This is a genomic window from Pseudomonas sp. St386, from assembly GCF_018325865.1.
GTDB classification, from domain to species: Bacteria; Pseudomonadota; Gammaproteobacteria; order Pseudomonadales; family Pseudomonadaceae; genus Aquipseudomonas; species Aquipseudomonas brassicacearum.
Genome location: NZ_AP021900.1, coordinates 4,811,966 through 4,828,786 on the forward strand (window position 1 = coordinate 4,811,966; position 16,821 = coordinate 4,828,786).

16 protein-coding genes are annotated in these 16,821 nt (G+C 62.9%); 11 read left to right on the top strand and 5 right to left on the bottom strand.

Annotated elements, in window-relative coordinates; all coding sequences use genetic code 11:
• Positions 1-211 precede the first annotated feature (211 nt).
• From KI235_RS21075 to KI235_RS21110, 8 genes are read left to right on the top strand one after another with little or no spacing between them, the layout of a single operon-like run.
• Complete coding sequence (locus KI235_RS21075; protein WP_003204039.1) at positions 212-1,426, top strand: PepSY domain-containing protein; 1,215 nt, start codon at positions 212-214, stop codon at positions 1,424-1,426.
• Positions 1,423-1,965 (top strand): hypothetical protein, encoded by a 543-nt coding sequence (locus KI235_RS21080; RefSeq protein WP_003204041.1) that lies wholly within the window; start codon positions 1,423-1,425, stop codon positions 1,963-1,965. The genes KI235_RS21075 and KI235_RS21080 overlap by 4 nt, the downstream gene beginning before the upstream one ends.
• The gene (locus tag KI235_RS21085) at positions 1,962-2,288 is read left to right on the top strand and encodes a hypothetical protein (protein ID WP_003204043.1); all 327 of its coding nucleotides are present in this window, start codon (positions 1,962-1,964) and stop codon (positions 2,286-2,288) included. Before KI235_RS21080 ends, KI235_RS21085 begins: the two co-directional genes overlap by 4 nt.
• The gene (locus KI235_RS21090; protein WP_003204044.1) at positions 2,285-2,860 is read left to right on the top strand and encodes a DUF6162 family protein; all 576 of its coding nucleotides are present in this window, start codon (positions 2,285-2,287) and stop codon (positions 2,858-2,860) included. Before KI235_RS21085 ends, KI235_RS21090 begins: the two co-directional genes overlap by 4 nt.
• Before the next feature lie 35 nt (positions 2,861-2,895).
• The gene (locus KI235_RS21095) at positions 2,896-3,825 is read left to right on the top strand and encodes a metal ABC transporter substrate-binding protein (RefSeq protein WP_028237427.1); all 930 of its coding nucleotides are present in this window, start codon (positions 2,896-2,898) and stop codon (positions 3,823-3,825) included.
• On the top strand, positions 3,822-4,574 hold the full coding sequence (locus tag KI235_RS21100) for a metal ABC transporter ATP-binding protein (protein ID WP_003204048.1): 753 nt from the start codon (positions 3,822-3,824) through the stop codon (positions 4,572-4,574). The genes KI235_RS21095 and KI235_RS21100 overlap by 4 nt, the downstream gene beginning before the upstream one ends.
• Complete coding sequence (locus tag KI235_RS21105) at positions 4,574-5,473, top strand: metal ABC transporter permease (RefSeq protein WP_003204050.1); 900 nt, start codon at positions 4,574-4,576, stop codon at positions 5,471-5,473. The genes KI235_RS21100 and KI235_RS21105 overlap by 1 nt, the downstream gene beginning before the upstream one ends.
• The gene (locus KI235_RS21110) at positions 5,474-6,367 is read left to right on the top strand and encodes a zinc ABC transporter substrate-binding protein (RefSeq protein ID WP_053163065.1); all 894 of its coding nucleotides are present in this window, start codon (positions 5,474-5,476) and stop codon (positions 6,365-6,367) included. It abuts the gene before it with no gap.
• Positions 6,368-6,477: 110 nt separating this feature from the next.
• On the opposite strand, the gene prpF is transcribed toward KI235_RS21110, so the two are convergent.
• The 5 genes from prpF to KI235_RS21135 form a co-directional block, all read right to left on the bottom strand.
• Complete coding sequence (prpF, locus tag KI235_RS21115) at positions 6,478-7,671, bottom strand: 2-methylaconitate cis-trans isomerase PrpF (RefSeq protein ID WP_060614052.1); 1,194 nt, start codon at positions 7,669-7,671, stop codon at positions 6,478-6,480.
• Positions 7,672-7,713: 42 nt separating this feature from the next.
• On the bottom strand, positions 7,714-10,305 hold the full coding sequence (acnD, locus tag KI235_RS21120; RefSeq protein WP_003204057.1) for a Fe/S-dependent 2-methylisocitrate dehydratase AcnD: 2,592 nt from the start codon (positions 10,303-10,305) through the stop codon (positions 7,714-7,716).
• Between the two features lie 195 nt (positions 10,306-10,500).
• Positions 10,501-11,628, bottom strand: a complete 1,128-nt coding sequence (prpC, locus tag KI235_RS21125) for a 2-methylcitrate synthase (protein ID WP_038859432.1) — start codon at positions 11,626-11,628, stop codon at positions 10,501-10,503.
• Between the two features lie 108 nt (positions 11,629-11,736).
• Positions 11,737-12,627 carry a methylisocitrate lyase gene (gene prpB / locus KI235_RS21130; RefSeq protein WP_003204061.1) on the bottom strand — a complete coding sequence of 297 codons (891 nt, stop codon included), beginning with the start codon at positions 12,625-12,627 and terminating at the stop codon, positions 11,737-11,739.
• Positions 12,624-13,337, bottom strand: coding sequence for a GntR family transcriptional regulator (locus tag KI235_RS21135; protein ID WP_212795286.1), 714 nt, complete (start codon positions 13,335-13,337; stop codon positions 12,624-12,626). The genes prpB and KI235_RS21135 overlap by 4 nt, the downstream gene beginning before the upstream one ends.
• A 280-nt stretch (positions 13,338-13,617) precedes the next feature.
• Between KI235_RS21135 and KI235_RS21140 the strand changes: the two genes are divergently transcribed.
• Genes KI235_RS21140 through KI235_RS21150 form a run of 3 tightly spaced genes read left to right on the top strand, consistent with a single transcriptional unit; the run spans position 13,618 to position 16,678 of the window.
• Positions 13,618-14,154, top strand: a complete 537-nt coding sequence (locus KI235_RS21140) for an ATP-dependent zinc protease (protein ID WP_003204066.1) — start codon at positions 13,618-13,620, stop codon at positions 14,152-14,154.
• Between the two features lie 5 nt (positions 14,155-14,159).
• Positions 14,160-15,692 carry an inactive transglutaminase family protein gene (locus KI235_RS21145; protein WP_003204068.1) on the top strand — a complete coding sequence of 511 codons (1,533 nt, stop codon included), beginning with the start codon at positions 14,160-14,162 and terminating at the stop codon, positions 15,690-15,692.
• Positions 15,692-16,678, top strand: a complete 987-nt coding sequence (locus KI235_RS21150; RefSeq protein WP_013693958.1) for an alpha-L-glutamate ligase-like protein — start codon at positions 15,692-15,694, stop codon at positions 16,676-16,678. Before KI235_RS21145 ends, KI235_RS21150 begins: the two co-directional genes overlap by 1 nt.
• Positions 16,679-16,821 lie beyond the last annotated feature (143 nt).

The window sequence follows — 16,821 nt, forward strand, 5'->3', positions numbered from 1 at the left end:
CTCAAGCGAAAGATCAAAAGATCGCAGCCTTCGGCAGCTCCTGCCACGCGAAACATTTTCTTTCATCTTCCTCTTCGGGATTTCCATCGCTCGTTCGTCTTAATTAGATGCAGTAGGCCGCGTCGGCAAAAGCCACGGTCTGCTTTTTTGCGGTTCACGGTATTGCGAAGCCCGTAATACCGAACCTTTCATCGAATCAAGACGTTCAATCATGTCGAAGAAGTCCCGCTCCAAACTCTGGTTCCTGGTCCATAGCTGGCTGGCATTGCCCATCTGGTTTTTCGTGCTCATCGTTTGCGTTACGGGCACCCTCGCGGTGGTCAGCCAGGAGATTGTCTGGCTGGTCAACCCCGAGATGCGCGCCAGCAAGCCCTCGGACGATGCCCAACTGCTCAGCTATGACCAGGTGATCGCCGCGATCAAGCACGCCCAGCCGCAAACCCAGGTGCAAGGCATCGTCCGCCCGGACGAGTCGCACTTTGCGCTGGAGGTCAGCGTGACCTACCCCGACGGACGCCCCGACAAGGTCTACGTCAACCCCTACAGCGGCGTCATCCAAGGCTCGGCGCCGACGTTCAACTTCAGGGGATTTACCCGTGCCCTGCATGGCTGGTGGCTGGTGCCGTTCACCAATGGCTACAGCTGGGGCTGGTACCTGGTGTCCTTGTTGGGGCTGCCGTTGCTGGCCTCGTTGGTGACCGGGCTGGTGGTCTACAAGCGTTTCTGGAAAGGCTTTTTCCGTCCGACGCTGCGGATCCGCCACGGCGCACGGATTTTCTGGGGGGATTTCCATCGGCTCAGCGGCATCTGGTCGATCTGGTTCATCGCGGTGATTTCCATCACCGGCACCTGGTTCCTGATCGAAGCCTTGCTATCCGACAATCAGATTTCCATTTCCAGTGCGCCAGTCATTCCGGTGGTGGCGCGTGAAAGCGTTCCGCTGTCGGCCGATGGTCTTGCTCCGCCGCAATTGAATCTGGACCGGGCCATTGAAATCGCCCAACAACGCATCCCGGGCCTGGAAGCGAGTTTCGTCAGCCTGCCCGGCAATGCCTACAGCCATCTGGAAATCGGCGGCCGCGGTTGGTATCCGCTGATGTTCCAGACCGCCACCATCAACCCCTACAACGGCGACGTCGCTGCCTCACGGTTGCTGTCCGACCGCACGACGCTGGAATTCGTTACCGAATCCATGCGTCCGTTGCACACAGGGGATTTCGGCGGCATCTGGATCAAGCTCATCTGGTTTTTCTTCGGTTTGGTCCTGAGCATGATGGTTCTCAGCGGGCTGCTGATCTGGACCAAACGCACGGCCCTGGCCACCGCCAATGCCCTCAAGCGCAGCCAGAAATCCTCCCGTGAAACCCGCATCGCGCAGGCATTGCAGCCGTCGGTCCACCGTGAGTCGTCGGAGGGCAGCCTGTGAATCCGGCCAATACCACTTCATCACCGTCACGCCTGAGCCTGTTCTGGCACAAATGGCGCTTCCACCTCAACGTGCTGTTGTTGCTGATCCCCCTGGGGTTCATGCCCAAATATTTATCCGAAGCCGCACTGTTTCGCGGGGACGCCGGGCTTGGCGAGCGGGAAGTCGGCGAAGTCCAGGTCGGTCCCTGGAGCCTGCGCCTGGCGGAATTTCGCAACGAAGCCCCACGTGTCCAGGGACCTGCCGGGCCCATGAAGCATTTCAACGCGGCCCTGTGCGAACGCTGTATCGGCGAGGTCAAGGCCACCTACCTGCGCGTCGGCAAACCTCGCAGCCTAAGGGCCGCCGGGGTGATTTTCTTCGGCTCGCCCTATCGCATGAGCGCTTTGTTGCCGGTCCCGCCAAAGACCCAGCCCGATGCCGAACTGTGGATAACCCTCGAGGGTTGGGACGGTTCGATGCACCAGGCCTCCATTCCCCTGAGCCAGGCCTCCCCGGCCACCGTCGCCTGGCTGAAGAACCAAGGACCCAAACCATGACCCTCCGCGCCTTATCCAACGGCCTGGCGTTGCTGTTCTGCGCAGGCGCAAGCACCAGCGCCCTGGCCCACAACCCGATGTGCGAATGCAAGGCCATCGACGCCGAGCAGATCCAATGTACCGGCGGTTTTTCCGACGGCAGCGGCGCGCCCGGAGTGACCCTGGACGTGATCGGCTATGACGAGACCATCCTCGTCCCGGGCAAGCTCGGCGCCGATTCGAAGCTGACCTTCAAGAAGCCGGACGCTGAGTTCTACGTGCTCTTCGACGCCGGCCCCGGCCACGTTGTGGAAATCGACCAAGCCGACATCGAGGCCCCATGACCAACACCACGACTCAAGTCATCCGCCCCGCTGGCGCGGGCCATGAAACCCTGTATGTGTTGCTGCTGTGCCTGGTCATCGTACTGGTCGCCGGGTCCGTGGTGGCCTGGCATGGCAAAGCCGAAGACACCACACACCTGGCCTCGAACCAACTCGACGCCCGCCGCGACCTCAGCGCCGCCGAGCAGGGCATCTACGCCGACCTGCGGGTGACCCTGGATGAAATCCGCTTGCTGCGCGAAGACCAACCCACCCTGCCCGGCCCGCAAACCCTGGCCGAAGAAGGCTTCGCGCCGTTCGCACAGGACGCCAGCGCTGTCAGCCGGGGCGGCCACGCCTGGCAGCAGCTGCAGGACCAGGCCTACTTCGGCGCCAGTGCCAACTCTTCCGTCGCAGGTTCGTTTCTGATGCGCATCGGCGAAGCGTCCGACGCCGCACCGGACATCTGGCTCAACCGCAGCAATGGCCTCGCGACACCTACCGCGCTGGACGACGCCGCTTTGTCCGCCGCCGGCTGGCAACAGATCGTCGCGCAATTCGATGCCGGCGTGACCCGCCAGCACCGGCACTGATCCCACGCCTTCATTCGAGAGAAGACCGTTTGCCCATGCCTATTGCATCCCAACGCCGCCCCTTGCTGCGCCTGCTGTCGATCGGCCTGCTGGCCTGCCTGTTTACCTCGCAGGCGTACGCCGAAACAGCCAAGCGCCTGCGCATCGGCATCACCCTGCACCCTTATTACAGCTATGTGGCCAACATCGTCGGCGACAAGGCCGAGGTCGTGCCGCTGATCCCGGCCGGTTTCAACCCCCATGCCTATGAACCACGGGCCGAGGACATCAAGCGCATCAGCGGTCTCGACGTGATCGTGCTCAACGGCGTGGGCCACGACGACTTCGCCGACCGCATGATCGCCGCCAGCGAAACCCCGAACGTGAAAGTGATCGAGGCCAATGAAAACGTGCCCCTGCTGGCCGCCACCGGCACGGCGGCCCGTGGCGCGGGCAAGGTCGTGAACCCGCACACTTTCCTGTCCATCAGCGCCTCCATTGCTCAGGTCAATAACATCGCCCGGGAGTTGGGCAAGCTCGACCCGGACAATGCCAAGGCCTACACCCAGAACGCCCGCGCCTATGGCAAGCGCCTGCGGCAGATGCGCGCCGCCGCCCTGGCGAAGCTGACCCAGGCCCCCAATGCCGAGTTGCGGGTCGCCACGGTGCATGCCGCCTACGACTACCTGTTGCGCGAATTCGGCCTGGAAGTGACCGCCGTGGTCGAGCCGGCCCATGGCATCGAACCGAGCCCCAGCCAGTTGAAGAAGACCATCGACCAACTGCGCGAGCTGGACGTGAAGGTGATCTTCTCGGAGATGGATTTCCCGTCCACCTACGTCGACACCATCCAGCGTGAATCGGGCGTGAAGCTGTACCCGCTCTCGCACATTTCCTACGGCGACTACAGCCCCGAGAAGTACGAAAAGGAAATGGCCGGCAACCTCGATACCGTGGTCCGGGCCATCCAGGAGTCTGGCGCATGACCGTCCAGGAAACCCTCACCCTGCACCGCGTCGGCCCCTTGATTGAGTTCGCCGACGTCAGCCTGAACCTGGGCCGCACCACCATCCTCGACAGCGTGGCGTTTCAGGTGGAGCCCGGCAGCATCCATGCCTTGGTGGGCCCCAATGGTGGCGGCAAGAGTTCGCTGATCAAGACGTTGCTGGGGCAGATGCCGCACCAGGGACGCCTGAGCCTGCAATGGCCGGGCGAGCCCGGTGTGATCGGCTACGTGCCCCAGGCGCTGGAGTTCGACCGGGGCCTGCCCATGACGGTGGACGATTTCATGGCGGCGATGTGTCAGCGGCGACCGGCCTTTCTCGGCTTGAGCAAGCATTACGCCGGCGCCATAGGACAGGCCCTGGAGCGGGTCGGCATGCAGGACAAGCGCAAGCGGCGCATGGGCGCGCTGTCCGGCGGTGAGCGCCAGCGGGTGTTGCTGGCCCAGGGGTTGATTCCCTCGCCGCAATTGCTGGTGCTGGATGAACCGATGTCGGCCCTGGATGAGGCCGGCATCCAGGTGTTCGAGCAGTTGCTGCAGGACTGGCGCCAAGCCGGGATCACCGTGCTGTGGATCGAACATGACCTGGAAGCCGTCGGGCGCCTGGCCGACCGCGTCACAGGCCTGAATCGCCGAATGCTGTTCGACGGCCCGCCCCGCCAGATCTTGACTCCAGAACGCCTGCTGACGCTGTTTTCCACCCATCCGCGCACGAACGGGAGCGCTGCCTGATGAGTTATGAAGCCTTTCGTCTGATGGTCCAGGGCTGGGCCTCGTCCGGTTATCTGCCCGAGGCGCTGGCCTACGGGTTCGTGGTCAATGCGTTGCTGGCCGGGTTGTTGATCGGCCCGGTGCTGGGCGGTCTCGGCACGCTGGTGGTGGTCAAGCGCTTCGCGTTTTTCTCCGAGGCGGTGGGCCATGCGGCGCTGACCGGCGTGGCCATCGGTATCCTGCTCGGCGAACCCTACACCGGGCCTTACGGCAGCCTGTTCGGCTACTGCCTGTTGTTCGGCATCCTGCTCAATTACCTGCGCAACCGCACCGGCCTGGCGCCCGACACGTTGATTGGCGTCTTCCTGTCGGTGTCCCTGGCCCTGGGCGCCAGCCTGCTGTTGATCCTGGCGGGCAAGATCAACGTGCACATTCTGGAGAACGTACTGTTTGGTTCGGTGCTGACGGTCAATGGCAATGACCTGCTGGTGCTGGCGGTGGTCGGCTCGCTGGTGATGGCCCTGGCCTTGCCGCTGTACAACCGCATCATGCTCGCCAGCTTCAACCCGCAACTGGCGGCGGTGCGCGGGGTGGCGGTCAAGACGCTGGACTACTTGTTCGTGATCCTGGTGACGCTGATCACCGTGGCGGCGGTGAAAGTCATCGGCGCCATTCTGGTGGGCGCGTTGCTGGTGATTCCGGCTGCGGCGGCACGCCTGCTCAGCCAATCATTGAAAGGCTTTTTCTGGTGTTCAGTGCTGATCGCCACCGCCAGCACCTTGTGCGGGATTCTCGCGCCAATTGTGTTCGACCTGCCGATCCCGTCCGGCGCTGCGATCATCCTGGTGGCCGGCATCGCCTTCGCCCTGAGCGCCATCGCCCGCGGTGTCGTCCCCAGCCTCAAAGGGAATCTTGGATAAATGGTTTTTTCATTGCGACAACTGACCCTGGCCGTCGCGTTATGCGGCGTGGCTGTTACTTCGTCATTCGCCAGCGAAAAGGTCCGTCTGCTGGCATCGTTGCCGGTCACCTACGGATTGGGCGAGGCCTTGCTCAAGGGCACCGAGGTCAGCCTGGAGCGGGCCGCGCCCGCCAATCTGCCCGGCACCCGGCAGAGCGCCTACTTCAGCGGCCGTGGCGCGCCGGCCTTGAGCAAATTGGCCAGCGATGCTGACGGGGTAATCGGGCTGCGCTCGCTATGGCCGGACGATCCGCTGTACCCCATGGCGCGACGCAGCAATATCCGCATCGTCGAAGTCGATGCCGCGCGCCCGGTGGACGGTGCCCTGCCCGGTATCGCCGTGCAACCGGGCATGGCCGACGGCCTGGCGAGCCAGCCGTGGATGGCCAGCCATAACCTGGGGCGCATGGCCGACGTGATCGCCGCCGACCTGGTGCGCCTGGCCCCGGCGGACAAACCGAAGATCGACGCCAACCTGGCGGCCCTCAAGCAGCGCCTGCTCAAACTCAGCGCCGACAGCGAAAAACGCCTCGCCAGCGCCGATAACCTCAGCGTGGTCAGCTTGAGCGAGCATTTCGGCTACCTGATCAGCGGTCTCAACCTGGACGCAATCAGCACCGATGTCCGGCCCGACGCCGAATGGACAGACGAAGCCCTCAAGCAGTTGAGCGCGACGTTGAAAGACAATGACGTCGCGCTGGTGCTGCATCATCGCCAGCCCTCGGATGCGCTGAAGGCAGCCATCACAGAGGGAGGAAGCCAATTGCTGGTGTTGAGCACCGACGGGGCCGATCCGGTGGCGGAGCTGGAAAGTAATGTAGGGCTGGTGGTCACCGCACTGACCGGAGGCTGACAGCAGTCCCCTGTGGGAGCGAGCTTGCTCGCGATGAGGCCGGCACATCCAACATTGATGTCGGCCGACACACCGCCATCGCGAGCAGGCTCGCTCCCACAGGGTTCAACTCAGCTCAGGGCGTGCCCCGGCACCCGCACAAACCCTTCCATCAACACCCGCGCGCTGCGGCTCATGATGGCTTTTTTCACGGTCCATTCACCGTTGACCTGGCTGGCCTCGGCGCCGACGCGCAGGGTGCCGGACGGGTGGCCGAAACGCACCGCGTTGCGTTCGATGCCGCCGGCCGCGAGGTTGACCACGGTGCCAGAAATCGCCGCGGCGGTGCCGATGGCCACCGCTGCGGTGCCCATCATGGCGTGGTGCAGCTTGCCCATGGACAGCGCCCGCACCAACAGGTCAACGTCCCCGGCCGCGACGGCTTTTCCGCTGGATGAAACGTAGTCCGCCGGCGGCGCGACGAACGCCACTTTCGGTGTGTGCTGGCGCTGGGCGGCTTCGTCCAGGTGCTTGATCAAGCCCATGCGCAAGGCGCCGTGGGCGCGGATTGTTTCGAACATGGCCAATGCCTTGGGATCGCCATTGATGGCGCCCTGCAATTCGGTGCCGGTGTAACCAACGTCCCGGGCATTGATGAAAATCGTCGGGATCCCGGCGTTGATCAGCGTCGCCTTGAAGGTGCCAACACCGGGCACTTCCAAGTCGTCCACCAGATTGCCGGTGGGAAACATCGAGCCGCCACCGCCCTCTTCCTCGGCGGCCGGGTCCATGAATTCCAATTGCACTTCGGCCGCCGGAAAGGTCACGCCGTCGAGTTCGAAGTCCCCGGTTTCCTGCACCGCGCCGTCGGTGATCGGCACATGGGCGATGATGGTCTTGCCGATGTTGGCCTGCCAGATCCGCACCACGGCCATGCCGTTCTGTGGGATGCGACCGGCGTCCACCAAACCACTGCTGATAGCGAATGAACCGACCGCCGCCGACAGATTGCCGCAGTTGCCACTCCAGTCCACGAACGGCTTGTCGATGGACACCTGGCCGAACAGGTAATCGACATCGTGGTCGGCCCGGGTGCTCTTGGACAGGATCACAGTCTTGCTGGTGCTGGACGTCGCGCCGCCCATGCCATCGATCTGCTTCTCGTACGGGTCGGGGCTGCCGATCACCCGCAGCAACAGGGCATCCCGTGCGGCGCCTGGGACGCGGGCCGCTTCGGGCAGGTCTTGCAGGCTGAAGAACACGCCTTTGCTGGTGCCGCCACGCATATAGGTAGCGGGAATTCTGATTTGCGGTGCGTGAGCCATGATGCTCCTCAAGCGGACACCCCGGGTGTCCGCAGCTGTGATTTAGACGGCAACCGCCGATTCAAGGAAGTCCTGGGCAAAGCGTTGCAGCACGCCCCCGGCTTCATAGATCGACACTTCTTCAGCGGTATCGAGGCGGCAGGTCACCGGCACTTCGACGCGCTCGCCGTTCTTGCGAGTGATGACCAGGGTCAGCGTCGCACGCGGGGTGCGCTCGCCGATCACGTCATAGATTTCGCTGCCATCGATGCCCAGGGTCTTGCGATCGGTGCCGGGCTTGAACTCCAGCGGCAACACGCCCATGCCCACCAGGTTGGTGCGGTGGATGCGCTCGAAACCCTCGGCGGCGATCGCCTCTACACCGGCCAGGCGCACGCCCTTGGCCGCCCAGTCCCGCGACGAACCCTGGCCGTAGTCGGCGCCGGCAATGATGATCAGCGGCTGCTTGCGCTCCATGTAGGTCTCGATGGCTTCCCACATGCGCATGACCTTGCCTTCCGGCTCGACCCGGGCCAGGGAGCCCTGCTTGACCTTGCCGTTTTCCTGGACCATTTCGTTGAACAGTTTCGGGTTGGCGAAGGTGGCGCGTTGCGCGGTCAGGTGGTCGCCACGGTGGGTCGCGTAGGAGTTGAAGTCTTCTTCCGGCAGGCCCATTTTCGCCAGGTATTCACCCGCGGCGCTGTCCAGCATGATGGCGTTGGACGGCGACAGGTGATCGGTGGTGATGTTGTCCGGTAGCACCGCCAGCGGGCGCATACCCTTGAGCGGCCGCGCACCGGCCAGCGCGCCTTCCCAATACGGCGGACGACGAATGTAGGTGCTTTGTGGGCGCCAGTCGTACAGCGGCGTCACTTTCGGCCCGGTGTCTTCCTGGATGGCGAACATCGGGATGTACACCTGGCGGAACTGCTCGGGTTTCACCGAGGCCTTGACCACCGCATCGATTTCTTCGTCGCTCGGCCAGATGTCCTTGAGGCGGATTTCCCGACCGTCCACCACGCCCAGTACATCCTTCTCGATGTCGAAGCGGATGGTCCCGGCGATGGCATAAGCGACCACCAGCGGCGGCGAGGCGAGGAACGCCTGCTTGGCGTACGGATGGATACGCCCGTCGAAGTTGCGGTTGCCCGACAACACGGCGGTGGCGTACAGGTCGCGGTCGATGATTTCCTGTTGGATCACCGGGTCCAGCGCGCCGGACATGCCGTTGCAGGTGGTGCAGGCGAACGCCACCACGCCGAAGCCCAATTGCTCCAGCTCTTTGGTCAGGCCCGCTTCATCCAGGTACAGCGCCACGGTTTTCGAACCCGGCGCCAGGGACGACTTGACCCACGGCTTGCGCACCAAGCCCAGGCGGTTGGCGTTGCGCGCCAGCAGGCCGGCGGCGATCACGTTGCGCGGGTTGCTGGTGTTGGTGCAACTGGTGATCGCAGCGATGATCACCGCGCCGTCGGGCATTTGACCCGGCACATCGTCCCACTGGCCGGAAATGCCTTTGGCAGCCAGATCCGACACCGCGACACGGGCGTGCGGGTTGCTCGGACCGGCCATGTTGCGCACCACCGACGACAGGTCGAAGGTCAGGCCCCGCTCGTATTGCGCGCCCTTGAGCTTGTCAGCCCACAGGCCTGCTTGCTTGGCGTAGGTCTCGACCAGTCGCACCTGGTCGTCTTCGCGCCCGGTGAGTTTCAAGTAATCGATGGTTTGCTGGTCGATGTAAAACATCGCCGCCGTGGCGCCGTATTCCGGGGCCATGTTGGAAATGGTCGCGCGGTCGCCCAAGGTCAGGGCACTGGCGCCTTCGCCGAAAAACTCCAGCCAGGCACCGACGACTTTTTGCTTGCGCAAAAATTCGGTCAGCGCCAGCACCATGTCGGTGGCGGTGATACCCGGTTGCAGCTTGCCGGTCAGCTCGACGCCGATGATTTCCGGCAGGCGCATCCACGAGGCGCGGCCGAGCATGACGCTTTCGGCTTCCAGGCCACCGACGCCAATGGCGATCACGCCCAGGGCATCGACGTGCGGCGTGTGGCTGTCGGTGCCCACGCAAGTGTCGGGGAACGCCACGCCGTCACGCTGCTGGATCACCGGGGACATTTTTTCCAGGTTGATCTGGTGCATGATCCCGTTGCCCGGCGGAATCACGTCGACGTTCTTGAAGGCCTTCTTGGTCCAGTTGATGAAGTGGAAGCGGTCTTCGTTGCGCCGGTCTTCGATGGCGCGGTTCTTGGCGAAGGCTTGCGGGTCGGAACCACCGCTTTCCACCGCCAGGGAGTGGTCGACGATCAGTTGGGTCGGGACCACCGGGTTGACCTGCGCCGGGTCACCGCCCTGCAAGGCGATGGCGTCGCGCAGACCAGCCAGGTCCACCAGCGCGGTCTGGCCGAGGATGTCATGGCACACCACGCGGGCCGGGAACCACGGGAAGTCCAGGTCGCGCTTGCGCTCGATCAGTTGCAGCAGCGACTCGCCCAGCGTGGCCGGGTCGCAGCGCCGCACCAGGTTCTCCGCCAGCACGCGGGAGGTGTACGGCAGGCCGTCGTAGGCGCCAGGGCGAATGGCATCCACGGCCTCGCGAACGTCGAAATAATCCAGCGAAGTGCCGGGTAGCGGTTTGCGAAATTCTGTGTTCATCGTCAGGACTCGGTCACGGTGGTTTCAGAAGGGTTGGCGCCGGACTTGAAGCGCCCCTGGCCACTGTGGGAGCGAGCTTGCTCGCGATAGCGGTGTATCAGTCGACATTAGTTGAATGTCAGTACGCAATCGCGAGCAAGCTCGCTCCCACAGGGTTTCGGGGGTATCCAGTTCCTGCGGCTAGAACCCTCCAGCTCAGCGTTGTTCGATTGGCACGAACTTGCGCTGTTCGACGCCGGTGTATTCGGCGCTCGGTCGGATGATGCGGTTGTTGGCGCGTTGTTCGAACACGTGGGCGGCCCAGCCGGTCAGGCGCGAGCAAACGAAGATCGGCGTGAACAGCTTGGTCGGGATGCCCATGAAGTGGTACGCCGAGGCATGGTAGAAATCGGCGTTGGGGAACAGTTTCTTCTGCTCCCACATGGTCTTGTCGATGGCTTCGGAGACCGGGAACAGCACCGTATCGCCCACTTCATTGGCGAGTTTTTTCGACCAGCCCTTGATCACCTCGTTGCGCGGGTCGTTGTCCTTATAGATCGCGTGACCGAAGCCCATGATCTTGTCCTTGCGCGCCAGCATGCCGAGGGTGCCTTCGATGGCCTCCTGCGGTGAGCTGAAGCGCTCGATCATTGCCATCGCCGCTTCGTTGGCACCGCCATGCAACGGGCCGCGCAGCGAGCCGATGGCGGCGGTGATGCAGGAGAACAGATCCGACAGAGTGGAGGCGCAAACCCGGGCGGTGAAGGTCGAGGCGTTGAATTCGTGCTCGGCGTAGAGGATCAGCGAAACGTTCATCACCTTGACGTGCAGCTCGCTCGGCTTCTTGCCGTGCAGCAGGTGCAGGAAATGGCCGCCGATGGACACTTCGTCGGTCACACACTCGATGCGCTGGCCTTCGTGGCTGAAGCGATACCAGTAGCACATGATCGCCGGGAACGCGGCCAGCAGGCGGTCGGTCTTGTCGTGCTGCTCGGAAAAGTCTTCCTCGGGTTCCAGGTTGCCCAGGAACGAGCAGCCGGTGCGCATGACGTCCATCGGGTGGGCGTCGGCGGGGATGCGCTCCAAAACCTCTTTCAAGGCTTGGGGCAAGTCCCGCAACTGGCGCAGTTTACCGGTGTAGGCGTCCAGCTGTGCCTGGGTCGGCAGCTCGCCGTACAGCAGCAGGTAGGCCACTTCTTCAAATTGCGCATCCGCCGCCAGGTCGCGAACGTCGTAGCCGCGATAAGTCAGGCCGGCGCCCGACTGGCCTACGGTGGACAATGCGGTCTGCCCGGCCACCTGGCCGCGGAGTCCGGCGCCACTGAGTACTTTTGCTTCGGCCATTTGCTGTCTCCATTTTTTAGATTTGTAGAGAATGGGGAAAGATCGCAGCCTCGTTGCACTCGACAGCTCCTACGAGGAGCTGTCGAGCGAAGCGAGGCTGCGATCTTTTCATTTTTTCGCCGCGAACAACGCATCGAGCTTCTGCTCGAAGGTGTGGTAGTCGATGCGATCGTAAAGCTCCATGCGGGTCTGCATGGTGTCGATGACATTCTGTTGCGTGCCGTCGCGGCGGATCGCGGTGTAGACGTTCTCGGCCGCCTTGTTCATCGCGCGGAAGGCCGACAACGGGTAGAGCACCAGGGACACGTCGGCACCGGCCAGCTGTTCGGTGGTGTACAGCGGGGTCGCGCCGAATTCGGTGATATTGGCCAGGATCGGCGCTTTCACGCGGCTGGCGAACAGCTTGTACATCTCAAGCTCGGTGATGGCCTCCGGGAAAATCATGTCGGCACCGGCCTCGATACAGGCCGCGGCGCGGTCCAGGGCTGATTCCAAGCCTTCCACCGCCAGGGCATCGGTACGGGCCATGATCACGAAGCTGTCATCGGTACGGGCATCGACGGCGGCCTTGATGCGGTCGACCATCTCTTGCTGCGAGACGATTTCCTTGTTCGGACGATGGCCGCAACGCTTGGCGCCGACCTGGTCCTCGATATGAATGGCCGCCGCGCCGAACTTGATCATCGACTTGACCGTGCGCGCCACGTTGAACGCCGAGGAACCGAACCCGGTGTCCACGTCCACCAGCAGCGGCAGGTCGCACACGTCGGTGATACGGCGCACATCGGTCAGCACGTCATCCAGGCCGGTGATGCCCAGGTCCGGCACGCCGAGGGAGCCGGCGGCCACGCCGCCGCCCGACAGGTAGATCGCCTTGAAACCGGCGCGTTTGGCCAGCAGCGCGTGGTTGGCGTTGATCGTGCCCACCACTTGCAGCGGATGCTCGGTGGCGACCGCATCGCGGAAACGCTGGCCTGGCGTGCTCTTGCTGGAACTCATGACTCACCTCGTTCAGTGGCGGCGCTGTCCTGGAAATGACGCGCAATGTTGCGTTTGGACGCACCGATGTGCCGGCGCATCAATAATTCAGCCAGTTCGCCGTCACGGTCGGCGATGGCGTCTAGAATCCGGTGGTGCTCGGCAAAGGCCTGGCGCGGACGGTTGGGCGTGGTGGAAAACTGGATGCGGTACATGCGCACCAGTTGGTACAGCTCGCCGCACAGCATTTGCGTCAGGGTGCGGTTGCCGCTGCCCTGGATGATCCGGTAATGGAAGTCGAAATCGCCTTCCTGCTGGTAATAACCGACACCGGCCTGGAACGCCGCATCGCGTTCGTGGGTTTCCAACACCCGGCGCAGCTCGTCGATTTCTTCCAGGGTCATGCGTTCGGCCGCCAGGCGGCAGGCCATGCCTTCGAGGGATTCACGGATTTCGTAGAGTTCCAGCAGCTCGGCATGGCTCAGCGACACCACCCGGGCACCGACGTGAGGCACACGCACCAGCAGGCGCTGGCCTTCCAGGCGATGAATCGCCTCGCGCAGCGGCCCGCGGCTGATGCCGTAGGTGCGCGCCAGCTCGGGCTCGGAGATCTTGCTGCCGGGGGCGATCTCGCCTTTGACGATGGCGGCCTGGATACGTCGGAAGACGTTCTCGGAGAGGGTCTCCGATTCGTCCTGGGCCATCACCGGAGTTTCGAGCTGATCGAGCATATTGTCGACACCTTTAAAATCAATATGGCAAAAACTAACCAATAGCGACGTTAACGTCAAAGAAAAAATCAACATTGTCGACAATCGTCTAATAAGCCCATCCGCCATAACCGCTCGTTTGAATGCGTCGTAGCGTCCGGCCAGCGGTGGCGTCAGAAAACCACCGTGCTAGAATGCCGCGCGATTTGCCGCTCTCCTTTTATAGGGAAGGCTGCCCAGGGAGCTTGTGCAGTAATGCCAGGGCCTGAACCGATAAACGGAACGCTGCGCACCAGGATCTATGACACTCAAGCCCTTCACCGCTGCTCTTTATTTCATGTGCCTGCCGGGGCTTGCCGTGGCGGGTGAAAAAACCGTGTACGGCCTCAACGAATACGCCGCCCTGCAGGGCATCGACCTGGAGGTCGCCGCCAAGCTGGACACCGGCGCCAAGACCGCGTCCCTCAGTGCCCGGGACATCAAGCGTTTCAAGCGCAATGGCGAATCCTGGGTGCGCTTTTACCTGGCCATCGACGCGGCCCACTCGCACCCCATCGAACGTCCGCTGGCCCGGGTCAGCAAGATCAAGCGCCGCGCCGGTGACTACGACCCGGAAGAAGGCAAGAAATACACGGCCCGGCCGGTCATCGAACTGGACATCTGCATGGGCTCGGCCCTGCGCAGCATCGAAGTGAACCTGACCGACCGCAGCGCCTTCCAATACCCGTTGCTGATCGGTTCCGAGGCGCTCAAGCGCTTCGACGCGCTGGTCGACCCCAGTCTTAAATACGCTGCCGGCAAACCCGCCTGCGCCAATGCCGCTCAAACCGCAGAGTAATTCCAATGCGCTCCCTTACCCTCCATCTGAAAATGCTGATCGCCATCCTGGTGGTGCTGGGCCTGTCGGTGACGGCCTATCAGATTTTCGTGCTCGGCATTCCGGTCACCGAAGACGCCACCGACGACTTGTGGAACATCGACGCCAAGGTCGAGTTCGTGCCCAATGCCAAGGACCCGGTGAAGATCCAGATGTTCGTGCCACCGCTGAGCCGCGACTACGTGAGCCTCAACGAGAGTTTCATTTCCAATAATTACGGCGTGGCGGTGAACCGGGTCGACGGTAACCGCAAGGTGACGTGGTCGGCCCGTCGCGCCAAGGGCAACCAGACCCTGTATTACCGCCTGGTGCTGACCAAGCGCTACAGCGCCGAGAAAACCAAGGTCAAGGGCCCGACCTTCCGTGACAGCATCGCCGTCGAAGGCCCGGAGAAACTGGCCGCCGAAGCCCTGCTCGCGCCGATCCGCCAGCATTCGGCCGACGTCGAGACGTTCATCAGCGAAGCGATCAAGCGGGTCAACAACCTCAACGACGACAACGTCAAGCTGTTGCTGGCCGGCGATCCTTCCTCGGCCAACAAGGCGCGCATCGTCGAACTGGTGCTGTCCATCGCCCACGTGCCGGTGGAAAAGGTCCACACCATCCGCCTGGTGGCCGAGCAGCCGCAGACACCTGAGCTGTGGCTGCGCAGCTTCAACGGCACCGACTGGCTGTATTTCAACCCGGACACCGGCGAACAGGGCCTGCCCACCGACCGCCTGCTGTGGTGGACCGGCGATGAAAACCTGATCACCGTCGATGGCGGCAAGAAAGCCACCGTTACCTTCAGCATGAACAACAGCGAAATGAACGCCATTCGCCTGGCCAAGCTGACGGACGAGAACACCGACGCCAACTTCCTCGAATACTCGCTCTACGGCCTGCCGCTGCAGACCCAGCAAACCTTCATGATCATGGTGATGATCCCGATCGGCGTGCTGGTGATCCTGATCCTGCGCAACCTGATCGGCCTGCAGACCCTAGGGACTTTCACCCCGGTGCTGATCGCCCTGGCCTTCCGCGAGACCCAACTGGGTTTTGGCATCATCCTGTTCACGGTGATCACCACGCTGGGCCTGTCGCTGCGTTCGTACCTGGAGCACCTCAAGCTGCAGATGCTGCCAAGGCTCTCGGTGGTGCTGACGTTCGTGGTGGTGCTGATCGCCGCCATCAGCCTGTTCAGCCATAAGCTGGGCCTGGAGCGCGGCTTGTCGGTGGCGTTGTTCCCGATGGTGATCCTGACCATGACCATCGAACGCCTGTCCATCACCTGGGAAGAACGCGGCGCCGGCCACGCGATGAAAGTCGCCATCGGCACCCTGTTCGCCGCGTCCCTGGCGCACCTGATCATGAGCGTGCCGGAACTGGTGTACTTCGTGTTTACCTTCCCGGCGATCCTGCTGATCCTGGTGGGCTTCATGCTGGCCATGGGTCGTTATCGCGGCTACCGCCTGACCGAGCTGGTACGGTTCAAGGCCTTCCTCAAGGCAGACTCCTGATGTTCGGCTTCTGGAAGACCTGGAAGGCCCTGGAAGCCCGGGGCATCATGGGCATCAACCGGCGTAACGCCGACTATGTGCTCAAGTACAACAAGCGCAGCCTGTACCCCATCGTCGATGACAAGATCATCACCAAGGAACGGGCCATCGCCGCCGGCATTCATGTGCCGGAACTGTACGGGGTGATCTCCACCGAGAAGGAAATCGACAAGCTCGACGAGATCATCGGCGGACGCACCGACTTCGTGATCAAGCCGGCCCAGGGCGCTGGCGGCGACGGCATCATCGTCATCGCCGACCGCTTCGAAGGCCGCTATCGCACGGTGTCCGGCAAGATCATCAGCCATGAGGAAATCGAGCACCATGTCTCCAGCATCCTCACCGGCCTGTATTCCTTGGGTGGGCACCGTGACCGGGCGCTGATCGAATACCGCGTGACGCCGGACCAGATCTTCAAGAGCATCAGCTACGAAGGCGTGCCGGACATCCGCATCATTGTACTGATGGGCTATCCGGTGATGGCCATGCTGCGCTTGCCAACCCGCCAGTCCGGCGGCAAGGCCAACCTGCACCAAGGCGCCATCGGCGTGGGCGTCGACCTCGCCACCGGCCTGACCCTGCGCGGCACCTGGCTGAACAACATCATCACCAAACACCCCGACACCACCAACGCGGTGGACGGCGTGCAACTGCCCTACTGGGACGGTTTCATGAAGCTGGCCGCCGGTTGCTATGAACTATGCGGGCTGGGCTACATCGGCGTCGACATGGTGCTGGACCAGGAAAAAGGCCCGTTGATCCTGGAATTGAACGCACGGCCAGGCCTGAACATCCAGATCGCCAACGACTGCGGCCTGACCTTGCGCACCCACGCGGTGGAAGCCCACCTGGAAGAACTCAAGGCCCGCGGCGTTACCGAAACCGTGGAAGAACGCGTGGCGTTTGCCCAGGCGTTGTTTGGGCATATTCCGCCGGTTGAGGGTTGAGGCTGCCTCCCCTGTGGCGAGGGGATTTATCCCCTCGCCACAGAGTGTTCACACCCTAATATCTTCGATAACCCCATACTTGCCCATCTCCGACATCCCTCTAGGAGCAAATCCTACAGAGGGATTACAATCGCTCCCCCGCC

Excerpts from the sequence above, each read along its gene's own strand:
- KI235_RS21075 (WP_003204039.1), top strand. The coding sequence starts at position 212 with ATGTCGAAGAAGTCCCGCTCCAAACTCTGGTTCCTGGTCCATAGCTGG.
- KI235_RS21085 (WP_003204043.1), top strand. The coding sequence starts at position 1,962 with ATGACCCTCCGCGCCTTATCCAACGGCCTGGCGTTGCTGTTCTGCGCA.
- KI235_RS21090 (WP_003204044.1), top strand. The coding sequence starts at position 2,285 with ATGACCAACACCACGACTCAAGTCATCCGCCCCGCTGGCGCGGGCCAT.
- KI235_RS21095 (WP_028237427.1), top strand. The coding sequence starts at position 2,896 with ATGCCTATTGCATCCCAACGCCGCCCCTTGCTGCGCCTGCTGTCGATC.
- KI235_RS21100 (WP_003204048.1), top strand. The coding sequence starts at position 3,822 with ATGACCGTCCAGGAAACCCTCACCCTGCACCGCGTCGGCCCCTTGATT.
- KI235_RS21105 (WP_003204050.1), top strand. The coding sequence starts at position 4,574 with ATGAGTTATGAAGCCTTTCGTCTGATGGTCCAGGGCTGGGCCTCGTCC.
- KI235_RS21110 (WP_053163065.1), top strand. The coding sequence starts at position 5,474 with ATGGTTTTTTCATTGCGACAACTGACCCTGGCCGTCGCGTTATGCGGC.
- prpF (WP_060614052.1), bottom strand. The coding sequence starts at position 7,671 with ATGGCTCACGCACCGCAAATCAGAATTCCCGCTACCTATATGCGTGGC.
- acnD (WP_003204057.1), bottom strand. The coding sequence starts at position 10,305 with ATGAACACAGAATTTCGCAAACCGCTACCCGGCACTTCGCTGGATTAT.
- prpC (WP_038859432.1), bottom strand. The coding sequence starts at position 11,628 with ATGGCCGAAGCAAAAGTACTCAGTGGCGCCGGACTCCGCGGCCAGGTG.
- prpB (WP_003204061.1), bottom strand. The coding sequence starts at position 12,627 with ATGAGTTCCAGCAAGAGCACGCCAGGCCAGCGTTTCCGCGATGCGGTC.
- KI235_RS21135 (WP_212795286.1), bottom strand. The coding sequence starts at position 13,337 with ATGCTCGATCAGCTCGAAACTCCGGTGATGGCCCAGGACGAATCGGAG.
- KI235_RS21140 (WP_003204066.1), top strand. The coding sequence starts at position 13,618 with ATGACACTCAAGCCCTTCACCGCTGCTCTTTATTTCATGTGCCTGCCG.
- KI235_RS21145 (WP_003204068.1), top strand. The coding sequence starts at position 14,160 with ATGCGCTCCCTTACCCTCCATCTGAAAATGCTGATCGCCATCCTGGTG.
- KI235_RS21150 (WP_013693958.1), top strand. The coding sequence starts at position 15,692 with ATGTTCGGCTTCTGGAAGACCTGGAAGGCCCTGGAAGCCCGGGGCATC.